This is a genomic window from Micromonospora sp. LA-10 (genome assembly GCF_051853095.1).
GTDB lineage: Bacteria > Actinomycetota > Actinomycetes > Mycobacteriales > Micromonosporaceae > Micromonospora > Micromonospora echinospora_A.
In genome coordinates this window covers 699,579-714,879 of record NZ_CP195710.1, presented here as the reverse complement: position 1 = coordinate 714,879, position 15,301 = coordinate 699,579, and the positions used below count along the sequence as shown (strand labels likewise).

Annotated in this window: 5 protein-coding genes; all 5 read left to right on the top strand. The window is 74.2% G+C overall.

The annotated features are described in order from the left end of the window. Positions 1 to 19 precede the first annotated feature (19 nt). From ACSDG8_RS03435 to ACSDG8_RS03415, 5 genes are read left to right on the top strand one after another with little or no spacing between them, the layout of a single operon-like run. Positions 20 to 5,470 carry a type I polyketide synthase gene (locus ACSDG8_RS03435; RefSeq protein WP_210942653.1) on the top strand — a complete coding sequence of 1,817 codons (5,451 nt, stop codon included), beginning with the start codon at positions 20 to 22 and terminating at the stop codon, positions 5,468 to 5,470. Positions 5,471 to 5,502: 32 nt separating this feature from the next. Continuing rightward, entirely contained in the window at positions 5,503 to 6,456 is a 954-nt protein-coding gene (locus ACSDG8_RS03430) for a TauD/TfdA family dioxygenase (protein WP_210891276.1), read from the top strand. A gap of 1 nt (position 6,457) precedes the next feature. Beyond that, positions 6,458 to 6,646 (top strand): MbtH family protein, encoded by a 189-nt coding sequence (locus ACSDG8_RS03425; RefSeq protein WP_043324625.1) that lies wholly within the window; start codon positions 6,458 to 6,460, stop codon positions 6,644 to 6,646. Next, entirely contained in the window at positions 6,643 to 9,768 is a 3,126-nt protein-coding gene (locus ACSDG8_RS03420) for a non-ribosomal peptide synthetase (protein WP_210891278.1), read from the top strand. The genes ACSDG8_RS03425 and ACSDG8_RS03420 overlap by 4 nt, the downstream gene beginning before the upstream one ends. Continuing rightward, complete coding sequence (locus ACSDG8_RS03415) at positions 9,768 to 15,251, top strand: non-ribosomal peptide synthetase/MFS transporter (RefSeq protein WP_210891280.1); 5,484 nt, start codon at positions 9,768 to 9,770, stop codon at positions 15,249 to 15,251. Before ACSDG8_RS03420 ends, ACSDG8_RS03415 begins: the two co-directional genes overlap by 1 nt. Positions 15,252 to 15,301 lie beyond the last annotated feature (50 nt).

Here is a 15,301-nt window from a genome sequence, read left to right as displayed (position 1 = left end):
TGAAATGAAGGAACCCCCCATGCAGAACGACATTCCCGCCGACGACGGCGTCGAGCCCATCGCCATCGTCGGGCTCGCCGCCCGCCTGCCCGGCGCGGCCGACGTCGACGAGTTCTGGCGCAACCTGGTCGACGGTGTGGAGTCGACGACCGAGCTGACCCGCGAGGAGCAGCTCGCCCGCGGAGCCCAGCCGCAGGAGGTCGACGACCCGGGCTGGGTCAACCGCGCGCCGCTGGTGGACGGCTACGACGAGTTCGACGCCGGCCTGTTCGGGATGACCGCCCGCGAGGCCGAGATCACCGACCCGCAGCACCGGCTGTTCCTGGAGACCTGCTACACCGCGTTGCAGGACGCCGGCTACGACCCGGGCCGCTACGACGGCGCGGTCGGCGTGTACGCCGGCAGCGGCGGCAACACGTACCTGCACCGCAACGTGTACCGCAACAAGCGGGTCGGCGGGAACCCGCACGGCGCGGTCTCGCTGGCCACCGGCAACTCGCCGAACTACGTGGCCACCAACGTGTCGTACCGGCTGGACCTGCGCGGCCCGAGCATGACCGTGCACACCGCCTGCTCCACCTCGTTGGTCGCGTTCCACCTCGCCTGCGAGGCGCTGCGCAACGGCGAGTGCGACATGGCCCTGGCCGGCGGCGTCAACATCGAACTGCCGCACGTCGGCTACCTCGGCATGGACGGCTTCACCTCGCCCGACGGGCGCTGCCGGCCGTTCGACGCCGGCGCGAACGGCACGGTGTGGGGCAGCGGTGTCGGCGTGACGCTGCTCAAGCGGCTCTCCGACGCGATCGCCGACGGCGACCATATCCGCGCGGTCGTGCTCGGCAACGCCATCAACAACGACGGCGCCGGGAAGGTCGGCTTCACCGCCCCCAGCATCGACGGGCAGACGGAGGCCATCGCCCAGGCCGTCGCGCTCGCCGGCGTCGACCCGCGCACCATCAGCTACGTCGAGGCGCACGGCACCGGCACCGCGCTCGGCGATCCGATCGAGATCGCCGCGCTGTCCGCCGTCTACGGCACGGACACCGACGAGCGCGGCTGGTGCGGCATCGGGTCGGTGAAGTCGAACATCGGCCACCTCAGCCAGCCCTCCGGCATCGTCAGCGTGATCAAGACGGTGCTGGCGATGGAGCACGGGCTGATCCCGCCGACCATCAACTACGAGGCGCCGAACCCGGCCATCGACTTCGCCGACACCCCGTTCTACGTGGCGAACACGCTGACCAAGTGGGACACCGACGGCGGACCGCGCCGCGCCGGGGTCAGCTCCTTCGGCATCGGCGGCACCAACGCGCACGTGGTGCTCCAGGAGGCGCCCGCCGCGGAGCGGGACGAGCCGCCGGCCCGCCCGGCGCACCTGCTCCAAGTGTCGGCGAAGACCCCGGCCGCGCTGGACGTCGCCGTGCGGCGGCTCGCCGAGCACCTGGAGGGCGGCAGCGACGTGGCGCTCGCCGACGTGGCGCACACGCTGCGCGTCGGCCGCCAGACGTACGCCCACCGCGCCGCCGTCGTGGCCGGGGACCCCCAGAGCGCCGCCGCCGCGCTGCGCGAGCGGCGCAAGGGCCACCGGGGCGTCGCCGACGGACCCGCGCCCCGGGTGGCGTTCCTGTTCAGCGGCCAGGGCTCGCAGTACGCCGGGATGGGCGCCGAACTGTACGCCCAGGACCCGGCGTTCGCCGCCGCCGTCGACGAGTGCGCCGACCTGCTCCGCCCCGAGCTGGGCCTGGACATCCGGGACCTGGTCCTCGGCCGCGACCCGGACGCGGCGGACAGGCTCACCGAGACCCGCTGGACCCAGCCCGCGCTGTTCACCGTCGAGTACGCCCTCGCCGTCGCCTGGCGAGCCGCCGGGGTCGTCCCGGCCGCGATGATCGGCCACTCCATCGGCGAGTACGTGGCCGCCACGCTCGCCGGGGTCCTCGACCTCGCGGACGCGCTGCGGGTGGTGGCCGCCCGGGGGCGGCTGATGCACTCCCTGCCCGCCGGTTCGATGCTGGCGGTCACGCTCGACGAGTCGGCGGTGGCCGACCGGCTGCCCGCGGGCCTGTCGGTGGCCACTGTGAACGGCCCCGGCACCTGCGTGGTGGCCGGTGAGACCGCCCTGGTGGAGGAGTTCGCGGCGAGCCTGGGCGGCAAGAACAAGTCGAAGCTGCTGCGCACCTCGCACGCGTTCCACTCGCCGATGATGGACCCGATCCTGGACGAGTTCACCGCGCTGATGGCCACCGTGCCGCTGCGCGCCCCGGCGGTGCCGTTCCTGTCGAACGTGACCGGCACCTGGATCACCGAGGCGCAGGCCACCGACCCGGCGTACTGGGCCGCGCACCTGCGCCGCCCGGTCCGCTTCGGCGCGTGCGTGGCCACCCTGCTCGCCGAGGGCACCTGGGCGCTCGTCGAGTGCGGCCCCGGCCGGCAACTGGCCAACCTGGCCCGGATGCAGGTCGCCAAGGCCGCCGAGGCGCAGCGCGCGCTCACCCCGCTGGGCAGCCTGCCCGGGCCGGGCGAGCAGACCGGGGACCTGGCCGCGCTGCTCGGCACGGCCGGCGCGCTCTGGTGCGCGGGCGTGCCGGTGCGCCTCCCGGCCGACCCGGCCGCGCGGCGGGTGCCGCTGCCCACGTACCCGTTCGAGCGCCGCCGCTACTGGATCGACCCGGACCCGGAGCAGGAGGTCGCCGCGGCGCCCGCCGAGACCGGCCCCCGGCCGCTGCCGGAGTGGTTCGCGGTGCCGGTGTGGCGCCAGGCCGCCCCGGCGCGCACTGTCGAGCCGCTGGGCCGCTGCCTGGTGCTGGCCGACGGCCCGCGCGGCGAGGCGCTCGTGGCCGCGTTGCGCGCCGCCGGCGACGACCCGGTCGAGGTGCGCGCCGGCGAGGCGTTCGCCGCCGGCCCCAACGGTTTCCGGCTGCGCCCGGGCGTACGCGCCGACGCGGAGGCGCTGGTCGCCGCGCTCGGCGCCGACCTGCCCCGGCGGATCGTGCACGCGTTCGCCCTCGACGGCGAGCCGGCCGGCATCGACCCGGCGGCCGCCTGGGCGGCGCAGGAGCGCGGCTTCTTCGGCGCGCTGCACCTGGTGCAGGCCCTCGCCGGCGCCGGTGTGACGGCCGACGAGGCGGGCGTACGCCTGGACCTGGTCCCCGCCGGCATCGGCGACGTACGCGGCGACGACCTGGTCCGCCCCGAGCACGCCACGCTCGCCGGCCTGGCCCGGGTGCTCCCGGCCGAGCTGCCCGGCCTGACCGTGCGGCTGCTCGACACCGATCCGGCCGCGCGCGGCGTGGCCGCCCTGGCGGTGGAGCTGCGCAGCCCGGTCGACGCCGAGCACCCGGAGGTGGCGCTGCGCGGCGACCGCCGCTGGGTGGCCGACTACGAGCAGGTGAGCGTGACTGCCGAGGACGAGCCGGGCGTGCTGCGCGAGGAGGGCCGCTACCTGATCACCGGCGGTCTCGGTGGCATCGGCGTCACCCTGGCCGAGGACTTCGCCCGCCGGGCCCGCGCCAAGCTGGTGCTGCTGGCCCGCTCCGGGCTGCCCGAGCGGGACGACTGGGACGCGCACCTGGCGGTGCACGGCGGCGCCGACCGGGCCGGGCGCGCCATCGCGGCGATCCGCCGGATGGAGGCAGCCGGCGCCGACGTGCTGGTGCTGGCCGCCGACGTCACCGACCCGGGCGACCTGCGCCGGGTCCGCGACGAGGCGGAGCGGCGGTTCGGCGGGCTCGACGGCATCGTGCACGCCGCCGGCCTGCCCGGCGGCGGCATGGCCGAGGTCAAGGAGCGCGACGAGGCGCAGCGGGTGCTGGCCCCGAAGCTGGCCGGCACGCTCGCGCTGGCCCAGGTCTTCGGTGACCTGCCGCTGGACTTCGTCGTCCTCTGCTCCTCGATCACCGCGGTGATCGGCGGTTTCGGCCAGGTCGACTACTGCGCCGCGAACAACTTCCTGGACGCCTTCGCGCGTTCCGGGGCCGGGTTCCGTGCCCCCGTGGTGTCGCAGAACTGGGGCGGCTGGGCCGAGGTCGGCATGGCTGTGGAGACCGCCGCGCCGGCCGCGTTCCGGGCCGCCGGGCGGGACACGGTGACCACCGCGGTCACGCACCCGGTGCTGACCACGATGGTCGCCGGGCCGGACGGCACGGTGCTGCACGGCCTGGTCGCGGCCGACACCCACTGGCTGCTCGACGAGCACCGCATCGGCGGGGTGCCGGTGGTGCCGGGCACCGCCCACCTGGAGTCGGTGCGCGCCGCAGTGGCCGCCGCGCTGCCCGCGCCGGGCCCTGACGCCGCTGTGGAGCTGCGTGACGTGGTGTTCCTGGAGCCGTTCTCGGTGCCGGACGGCACCGTGGCCCAGTACCGGGTCGAGCTGACCCCGGCCGAGGACGGCACCGACTTCACAGTCGCCAGCCTCGCCGCCGGCCAGGCGCGTACCCACGTGCGCGGCACCGCCGGGTGGACCACCGAGGCGGCCCCGCCGGCGGGAGTGCCCGCCGTCGCCGGGCGGCGGGTCGACGACGACGCCTCGTTCGGCCGGGGACGCACCAGCATGCTGACGTTCGGTCCGCGCTGGGCGGCGCTGGCCGAGCACCACCTCGCCGAGGGCGAGGAGCTGGCCCGGGTGCAGGCGCCCGCCGCCGCGCTGGCCGATCTGCCCTCGTGGGGGCTGCACCCGGCGCTGCTGGACGTGGCCACCGCGTTCGGCCGCGGCCAGGGCTCCGGCACCTACCTGCCGCTGTCGTACGGCCGGATCGTGGTGCGCGGCGCGCTGCCGGCCACGTTCCACAGTCACCTGCGGCACCGGCCCGCCGCCACCGACGAGGTGGTCGCCGCCGACCTGTCGCTGCGCGACCCGGACGGGCGGGAGCTGGTCGCGATCAGCGACTTCGTGCTGCGCCGGGTCGACCAGGGCGCGGTCACCGGCAACCTGGCCGAGTCCCCGGCGGCGGCCGCCGACGCCCCGGCGCCGGTGACCGAGGACATCCGCCCGGTCGACGGCGCGGAGGCGTTCCGGCGCAGCCTCGCCGCCGGACTCGGCGCCCAGGTGGTGATCGCCACCCGCACCGTCGCCGACATCCGGCGCCGCGCCGCCCGGGTCACCACCGACAGCATCGCCGAGGAGACCGGCGCGACGGCCGGAGCGCCGGCCGCCACCGGCGGCGGCTCGGCCGCACCGAGCACCGAGCTGGAGAAGACCATCGCCCAGGTGTGGCGCGACGGCCTCGGCGTAACCGACATCGGCGTGGACGACGACTTCTTCGCCCTCGGCGGCAACTCGCTGGTCGCCGTCCAGCTGATCGCCGCCATGCGCAAGGCCACCGGGGTGCGGCTGCCGATGCGCAGCCTCTTCGAGACCCCCACGGTGGCCGGCCTGGCCGCCCGGATCGAGGAGCTGCGCGCCGAGGCGCCCGCCGACCAACCGGCCGCCCCGGCGGCGATCCCGGCCATCCCGCGGCTGCCCCGCGGCTGACACCCCCGACGCATACAAGGAGACACCGCACCATGAGCGAGACAACCGCGACGCTGCCGGTGGTCGTCGAGAGCGACGGCCGGGCGCTGACCGATCTCATCGCCGCCCGGCGCGCCGAGCTGCGGGACACCCTCGTCGCCAGCGGGGGGCTGCTGTTCCGCGGCTTCGACGTGGGCGGCGTGGACGGCTTCGACCAGGCCGTACGGGCCCTGGCCGGCGATCCGCTGACCTACACCGAGCGCTCCTCGCCCCGGCACTCCATCAAGGGCCGGGTCTACACCTCGACCGACTACCCGCCGGACGAGGAGATCTTCCTGCACAACGAGAACTCGTACCAGGCGCGGTGGCCGCTGACGCTGTTCTTCTACTGCGTCACGCCGCCGGACAGCCGGGGCGCCACGCCGCTGGCCGACGTGCGCCGCGTGTACGAGCTGATCGACCCGGCGGTACGTGAGGAGTTCGTCCGCCGCCGGTGGATGCTGGTGCGCAACTTCCACGGCGACTTCGGCACCCGCTGGCAGGAGGTGTTCAACACCGAGAACCGTGCCGAGGTCGAGGCGTACGCGGCGGCGAACGGGATCACCGTGGAGTGGGTCGGCAAGGACGGCCTGCGTACCCGCGCGGTCCGCGACGTGGTGCACCACCGGCCGGGATCGGACACCCCGCGCTGGTTCAACCACGCCACCTTCTTCCACCTCAGCACCCTGCCGAAGGATTACCAGGAAGGGCTGCTGGCCATGTTCGGCGCCGACGGACTGCCGTCGAACACCTACTACGGCGACGGCGGCGAGATCCCGGCCGACGTCATGGACCACCTGCGCGCCGCCTACCGGGCGGCCACTGTCCGCTTCGACTACCAGCGCGACGACGTGCTGGTGGTGGACAACATGACCGCCGCGCACGGCCGGGAGCCGTTCACCGGCCCCCGCAAGATCGCCGTGGCGATGGCCGAGCCGCACACCCCCGACACCGCAGGAGCGAACTGACATGGCCGAATCCCGATTCCTGGTCGTCCGCAACGACGAGGAGCAGTACTCGATCTGGTCGGCCGACCGCGAGCTGCCCGCCGGCTGGCACGACACCGGCTTCGCCGGCAGCCGCGAGGAGTGCCTGGCCCACGTGGACGAGGTCTGGACCGACATGCGGCCCCGCTCGGTGCGCGAGGCCCTCTCATGAGCACGACCCAGGAGTGGACCTTCCCGGCCTCCTACGCCCAGGAGCGGGTGTGGATGGCCAACCAGCTCGACGCCGGGTCGCCGGTGTTCAACGTCTCCGTCCCGTTGATGTTCCCGGCCGGCGTGGACGCCGAGACGGCCGGTGACGTGGTCAACCGGGTGATCGCCCGGCACGAGGCGCTGCGTACCCACCTGCGGGTCGACGACGGCGCGCTGGTGCAGGTCGTGCGCGCCCACGAACCGGCGCCGCTGCCCGTCACCGACGTCACCCATCTGCCCGCCGGTGAGCAGCGCGGCGAGTTCGAGCGGATCCGCGGCGAGATGGCGCGGAGCCCGATCCCGCTGGACGCGGCGCCGCTGTGGCGGGCCCGGCTGATCCGCATGACCGAAGGGCTGGCGCTGGCGTTCGTGGCGCACCACGCCGTCTTCGACAGCCACTCGGCGGTGCTGTTCCACGCCGAGCTGGTCGCCTTCTGCGAGGCCGCGCGCACCGGCGCGGAGCCCGCCGTGCCTGAGCTGCCCATCCAGTACGCCGACTTCGCGGTCTGGCAGCGCCAGCAGCTCACCGGCGACGAACTGGACCGACAGGTCGCCTTCTGGACCGGTCACCTGGCCGGGGCGCCGCCGGTCACCGGCCTGCCGCTGGACCGGCCCCGCCCGGCCCAGCTCGGATTCGCCGGTGACGAGGTGCGCTTCACGCTGCCCGACGGGCTGCTGGACCGCGTCGGCGCGCTGGCCGGCGGCGCGCAGGCCACCCCGTACATGGTGCTGCTGGCCGGTTTCGCGGCGCTGCTGTCGCGGATCTCCGGCGACGCGGACGTGGTCGTCGGCATCTCCACGGCGGGCCGCGACAACCCGGAGCTGACGCCGCTGATCGGCATGTTCGTCAACCCGGTGGCGCTGCGCTGCGACGTCTCCGGCGACCCGACGTTCGCGGCGCTGCTCGGCCGGGTCCGCAACGGCCTGATCGACGCCATGGAACACGGGCAGGCGCCGTTCCAGAAGATCGTCGAGGCGGTCGACCCGCAGCGGGACCCGTCGGTGCAGCCGATCTTCCAGACCGCCCTGAACTGGATCCCGGACTCCGGCCTCGACCCGGTGGAGCTGGGCACCACGAAGGACGACCTGGCCTTCGACATCACCACCGGGGAGTGCCGCCTGGTCTACCGGACCGAGCTGTTCGACCGGGGGACCGCCGAGGCGGTGGTACGCCGCTACGTGCGGCTGCTCGACGCCGCCGTGGCCGAGCCGCAGCGGACCGTGGCCGCGCTGCCGCTGCTCACCGACGACGAGCGTGACCTGGTGCTCGGCGCCTGGAACGACACCGCCCGCGACGTGCCGGCGACCACAGTGGTCGACGAGGTGCAGCGGCAGGCCGCCGCCACCCCGGACGCGCCGGCGCTGGTCTGCGACGGCGTGACGCTCGGCTACGCCGAGCTGAACACCGCCGCGAACCGGCTCGCCCGGCTGCTGGTGGCGCGCGGGGCCGGCCCGGAGACCCGGGTCGCGCTTGCCCTGCCCCGCTCCTGCGACCTTGTCGTGGCGATGCTCGCGGTGCTGAAGGCCGGCGCCGCGTACGTGCCGGTGGACACCACGTACCCGGCCGGGCGGATCGCGTACCTGCTCAAGGACGCCGCGCCCGCGCTGGTGGTGGCCGACCCGGACACCGCGGCCCTGGTGTCCGGCGACGCGCTGGTGCTCGACGGCGAGGTCGGCTCCGACCAGCCCGGCGACGACCTCACCGACGCCGACCGGGTCGCCCCGCTGCGCCCCGAGCACCCCGCGTACGTGCTCTACACCTCCGGCTCCACCGGCCGCCCGAAGGGTGTGGTGGTCGAGCACCGGGCGGTGACCGCGTACCTGGCCTGGGCCCGGGCCACCTACCCGGGGCTGGCCAGGGTGGCGCTGCTGCACTCGCCGGTCTCGTTCGACCTCACCGTCACCGGCCTGCTCGGCACGCTCACCGCCGGCGGCACGGTGCGGTTCGCCGCGATCGACGAGCCCGCCGCCCGCGTCGGCGGCCGGCCGGCCTTCCTCAAGGTCACGCCGAGCCACCTGCCGCTGCTCGACGCCGAGCTGTCACCGACGGCCGACCTGGTGATCGGCGGCGAGGCGCTGACCGGGGAGCAGCTCGCCGCCTGGCGGGCCGCGCACCCCGACGTGGCGGTCATCAACGAGTACGGCCCGACCGAGGCCACCGTGGGCTGCGTCGCGGCCCGCATCGCCCCCGGCGAGCCGGTCCCGGCCGGCCCGGTGCCGATCGGCACGCCCACCTGGAACACCCGGGCGCTGCTGCTCGACGCCGCCCTGCAGCCGGTGCCCCCGGGCGTGGTGGGGGAGCTGTACGTCACCGGCACGCAGCTCGCCCGCGGCTACCACGACCGGCCCGGGCTGACCGCCGAGCGGTTCCTGCCCTGCCCGTACGGTCCGCCCGGCGCCCGGATGTACGCCACCGGCGACCTGGCCCGCTGGCGCGCCGACGGCACGCTGGACTACCTGGGCCGCCGCGACGACCAGGTCAAGGTGCGCGGCATGCGCATCGAGCTGGGCGAGGTCGAGGCGGCGCTGCTGGCCCACCCGGACGTGCGCGCCGCCGCCGCGGCGGTACGCGCCGACGGCGGCGAGCCGATGCTCGTCGGCTACCTGGTGGGCCCGGCCCACGAGGACTCGGTCCGCGCCGAACTGGCCCGCGAGCTGCCCGCGCACCTGGTGCCGGCCGCCCTGGTCCGGCTGGACACGCTGCCGCTGACCCCGAACGGCAAGCTGGACCGCGCCGCGCTGCCCGCCCCGGCGGCGGCCGAGCCGGCCCAGGACAGCTACGTCGCGCCCCGCACCGAGGCCGAGGCCCTGGTCGCCGAGGTGTACGCCGAGATCCTCCAGGTGGAGAAGGTCGGCGCGCACGACGACTTCTTCGCCCTCGGCGGCAACTCGCTGCGCGGCATGCGGGCGATGGCCCGTATCCGCGCCGAGGTGGACGTCGAGCTGCCCATGCGGGCGCTGTTCAGCAGCCCCGTGGTGGCGGACCTGGCCGCCCAGATCGAACAGCGGATCGCCGCGGAGCTCGACGGGCTCTCCGACACCGAGGTCGCCGCGCTGCTCGCGGCGGAAGAGGGAACCAACTGATGACCGACCTGAAGGATCCGGCCCGCGAGGCGGCCCGGCAGGCGCTGATCGCCCGACGGCTACGCGCCCGCCAGACCGCCCCCGCGGCCCGGATCACCCCCCGCCCGGCCGGCGCCGAGGTGCCGCTGTCCTACGCCCAGGAGCGGGTCTGGTTCATGGACCAGCTCGCCCCGGGCGAGGCGGCGTACCACATCGCGGTGCCGTTGCGGGTGCGCGGGCCGCTCGACGTGGACGCGCTGCGCGCCGCCCTGACCGGGCTCGCCGAGCGGCACGAGTCGCAGCGCACCCGCTTCCCGGCCGACGCCGACGGCCGTCCCACTGTGGTGATCGCGGACACCGCGGACGTGCCGCTGACTGTGGTGGACGCTCCCGACGAGGCGGCCGCGCAGGCGCTGGTCGACGCGGCGGCGGCCGAGCCATTCGACCTCGCCGGCGGGCCGCTGCTGCGGGCGCTGCTGATCCGGCTCACCGCCGAGGAGCACGTGCTGTTCCTCGCCCAGCACCACATCGTCGGCGACGGCTGGTCGGTGGACGTGCTGCTGCGCGACCTGATCACGCTGTACCGGGGCGGCGAGCCGCCCGCCCTGCCGATCCAGTACGGCGACTTCGCCGTCTGGGAGACGCGGGAGCTGGACGGACCGCAGGCGCGGGCGCACGTCGACTACTGGAAGCAGCGGCTGGCCGGCATCACCCCGCTGGAGCTGCCGCTGGACCGGCCGCGCCCGGCCACCCAGACCTACCGGGGTGACTTCGTCGAGTTCCAGCTCGACCCGGCCGCCACCGAGGCGCTCAACGCGCTCACCCGCGACAGCGGCGGCACGCTGTTCATGACGCTGCTCGCCGCGTACCAGGTGCTGCTGGCCCGGCACTCCGGCCAGGACGACTTCGCGATCGGCGCCTCGGTGGCCGGCCGGTCCGCGCCGGAGCTGGAGAACGTCGTCGGCATGTTCATCAACATGCTGCCGCTGCGCGCCGACCTGGACGGCGACCCGACGTTCACCGAGCTGCTGGAGCGCACCCGCCGCACCGTGCTGGACGGGCTCGAGCACGCCGAGGTGCCGTTCGCCAAGGTCGTGCACGAGCTGGGCCTGCCGCGCGACGTCAGCCGCTCCCCGGTCTTCCAGGCCATGTTCGTGCTGCAGAACTACGAGATGGGCCGGTTCACCGGCGTGTCCCGCACCGACGACGTCACGTTCACCTGGACCCCGATGGAGTTGCGGGCCACCCGCTTCGACTTCGAGCTGCACGCGGTCGAAACAGTCGACGGGCTCTGGGGCAAGCTGGTCTTCAACACCGACCTGTTCGACAGGGCCACCGTCGAGCGGATGGCCCGGCGGTGGACCGCGCTGCTGGACGCGCTCGTCGCCGCGCCGGACACCCCGGTGTCCCGGCTGCCGCTGCTGCCCGCCGCCGAGCGGGAGCTGCTGGCCTCCTGGAACGACACCACTGCCGACTTCCCGCGCGAGCAGACGCTGCACGGCCCGATCGAGGAGCGCGCCGCGTCCACGCCGGACGCGGTGGCGGTCACCATCGACGGGCACAGCCGCACGTACGCGCAGTTGAACGCGCAGGCCAACCGCGTCGCGCACCGGCTGCGCGCGGCCGGTGTCGGCCCGGAGACCCTCGTCGGGGTCTGCGCGGAACGCTCGGTGGAACTGGTCGCCGGCCTGCTCGGCGTGCTCAAGGCCGGCGGCGCGTACCTGCCGCTGGACCCGGAGTACCCGGCCGACCGGCTCGCGTTCATGGTCGGCGACGCGGACGCGCCGGTGGTGCTGGTCCAGTCGCACCTGCGCGACGTGCTGCCGGACACCGGCGCCACGGTCCTCGAACTGGACGACGCCGCGGTCTGGGCCGGCCAGCCCGACAACGACCCGGCGCCCGCCGCCGGGCCGGAGCACCTGGCGTACGTCATCTACACCTCCGGCTCCACCGGCCGCCCGAAGGGCGTGCCGAACACGCACCGGGGCATCGTCAACCGGCTCGACTGGATGCAGAAGACGTACCGGCTCGGCGCCGACGACGCGGTGCTCCAGAAGACCCCGGCGAGCTTCGACGTGTCGGTGTGGGAGTTCTTCTGGCCGCTGCGCACCGGCGCCCGCCTGGTGCTGGCCAAGCCGGGCGGCCACAAGGACGCCGGCTACCTGCGCGACCTGCTGGTGTCCGAGCGGATCACCACCGCCCACTTCGTACCCTCGATGCTCACCGTCTTCCTCGCCGAGGACGGCGTCGAGGCGGCCACCGCGCTGCGCCGGGTGATCTGCTCCGGCGAGGAGCTGCCGCTTGCCTCGGCGGCCGACTTCACCGCCCGGCTGCCCTGGTGCGGCCTGCACAACCTGTACGGCCCGACCGAGGCGGCCATCGACGTGACCGCCTGGGCGTGTGAGCCGGACCGGCTCGCGGAGGTGACGAGCGTGCCGATCGGCGCGCCGATCGCCAACCTGCGGCTGCACGTGCTCGACCCGTCCGGCGCGCAGTGCCCGGTCGGGGTGGCCGGTGAGCTGCACATCGGCGGCGTCGGGCTGGCCCGCGGCTACCACCGCCGGCCGGCGCTGACCGCGGAGAAGTTCGTTCCCGACCCGTTTTCCGGCGAGCCGGGCGCCCGCCTCTACCGCACCGGCGACCTGGCCCGCTGGGTGACCGGCCCGGACGGCGCCGGGGTGATCGAGTTCCTGGGCCGCATCGACCACCAGGTCAAGCTGCGCGGCCTGCGCATCGAGTTGGGCGAGATCGAGAGCGCGCTGCGCGAGCAGCCGGGCGTCACCGAGGCCACGGTGATCGTCCGCGAGGACAGCCCGGGCGACAAGCGGCTCACCGCGTACCTGGTCGGGGCGGCCGAGCACACCGCGCTGAAGGCGGCGCTGAAGGACACGCTGCCGGAGTACATGGTGCCGGCCGCGTTCGTCACGCTCGACGCACTGCCGCTGACCCCGAACGGCAAGCTGGACCGCAAGGCGCTGCCGGCGCCGGTGGTCACCCGCGAGGCGTCGGTGGAGCTGGTCGAGCCGCGCGACGACACCGAGCGGGCGCTCGCCGCGATCTGGTCCGAGGTGCTGGGCGTGGACACGCTCGGCATCGACGACGACTTCTTCGACCTGGGCGGGCACTCGATGCTCGCCACCCAGGTGGTCGCGAAGATCCGCAAGGCTGAGCTGGGCGGCCGGGCGGTCGGCGTGATGGACCTGTTCCAGCAGCGCACCATCCGCGACCTGGCCGCGTTCATCTCCGACGCCGCCCAGGAGGGGCCGCGCCGGCTGCTCTACGAGCTGACCAAGCCGATCCCGGCCGCCAAGCGGGTGCTGACGTACGTCTGCGTCCCGTACGGCGGCGGCAGCGCCATCGTCTACCAGCCGCTGGCCGACGCGCTGCCGGCCGGGTACGGCCTGTGGTCGCTGGCGATCCCCGGCCACGACGTGGGTCTCACCGAGGACGCGCTGCCGTTCGACGAGCTGACCAGCCGGGTCGCCGACGAGATTCTGGAACGGGTCGAGGGGCCGATCGCGCTGTACGGCCACTGCGGCGTGGGCAGCGCCATCCTCGCCGACGTGGCCCGCAAGGTCGAGGCGGCCGGCCGGGACCTGGAGGCCGTCTACATCGGCGCGATGTTCCCGTTCGCCCGGCCGAAGGGCGTGATCGCGGCGCTGCGCGACCGCCTGGAGCGGCTCAGCAGCAACCGGCATTCGGCGAGCTGGCTCAAGTCGATGGGTGTGGACACCGACGAGCTGGAGCCGGAGCAGGCCGACCGGATCATCAGCAACATGCGGGCCGACTCCCGCGCCTCGGAGGAGTACTTCACCCGGCTGCTGGACCAGCAGGCGACGAAGCTGCGTACGCCGATCATCTCGGTGGTCGGCTCCGAGGACCCGGTCACCGACTACTACCGCGAGCGGTACGCCGAGTGGCAGTTCCTCAGTGACACACTCGGCCTCGTCGTGCTCGACCAGGCCGGGCACTTCTTCCTCAAGTACCGGGCCGAGGAACTGGCCGAGATCGTCACACAGACGCACCCGGCGGTGGTCGCCGGTGACGTCGGCGAACTGACCGCGGAGGCCCGCGGTGAGGACGCCGGCTGGGTGGTGGCCGACACGCTGCGGGTGGGGGAGACCCGCAAGCCCACCGATACGGTCAAGCCGAGCATGGGCCGGTTCATGGCCATCACGACCGGTCAGCTCATCTCCAGCACCGGTTCCGCGCTGACCGCGTTCGCGCTGCCGATCTGGCTGTTCAACCGCACCGGCTCGGTGGCGAACCTCGGCCTGCTCTGGGCGCTCGCGCTGATCTGCGGCGTGCTCATGCTGCCGGTGGCCGGCGCCTTGGTCGACCGGGTCAGCCGACGCCGGATCATGATGACGGCCAGTTGCTTCGCCGGCTCCGTTCAGCTCGTGCTGGCCAGCCTGCTGTGGACCGACAACCTGGTGCTCTGGCACATCTACATGCTGGTGGCGCTGAGTTCGGTGGCCGGTTCGTTCCAGCGGATCGCGTTCCAGTCGGCCGTGCCGCAACTGGTGCCCAAGCGCTACCTCGGGCACGCCATGGGCATCACCCAGCTCTCCACCGGTGTGGCCACGCTGCTCATGCCGGCGTTCGCGGCCGGCCTGCTCGCCACCATCGACCTGAAGGGCATCCTGCTCGTCGACGTGGCCAGCTACGTGTTCGCGGTGCTCACCCTCGCGGTGGTCCGCTTCCCGGACATGCTCGGCTGGCGGCCCCGGGAGCGGCTGCTGGTGGCCATCGCCAACGGCATGCGCTACTCCTGGCGGCACCGCGGGTTCCGGCTGATGCTCGGCTACTTCGCGCTGGGCAACGTCTTCCTGGCGCCCGCGCTGGTGCTCATCACCCCGCTCGTGCTGTCGTTCGGCAGCCCGACGCAGGTCGCCCAGGTCGCGCTGGCCGAGGCGGTCGGCGCGGTTCTCGGCGGCGTGCTGATGTCGCTGTGGGGCGGCCCGCGCAAGCGCCGGATGATCGGCGTGCTGATCGGCAACCTGGGCACCGCGATCGGCTGCATACTGATCGGCCTGGACGCGTCGGTGGCGATGATCTGCGTCGGCTTCTGCTGGCTGGCCATGTCGATGACCACCGCGCAGTCGATCTACGCGACGATCGTCCAGGTCAAGGTGCCGCAGCGCTTCCACGGCCGGGTGTTCAGCCTCAACCAGACCATCTCCTGGTCGACGCTGCCGATCGGGTTCGCGCTGCTCGCACCGGGCGCCACCGCGCTGTTCGAGCCGATGCTCGCACCGGGCGGGTCGCTGGCCGGCACGGTGGGCGCGGTGATCGGCACCGGCCCGGGGCGGGGCATCGGCTTCGCGTACATCTGTTTCGGCGCGGCGCTGGTCCTGGTCACGCTCGGCGGGTTCGCGATCCGGCTGCTGCGCCGCTTCGACATCGAGGTGGAGGACTCCCTGCCGGACGACCTGATCGGCGCCCAGGAGCGCGAGAAGCGCCTGGCCGCCAAGGCCGAGGAGAAGGAACTCGTCTCGGTCTGACCGTGTGAGTCAAGGAGTTCGCGTCGGTTCCGGGCCTCCCGGCCGACGCG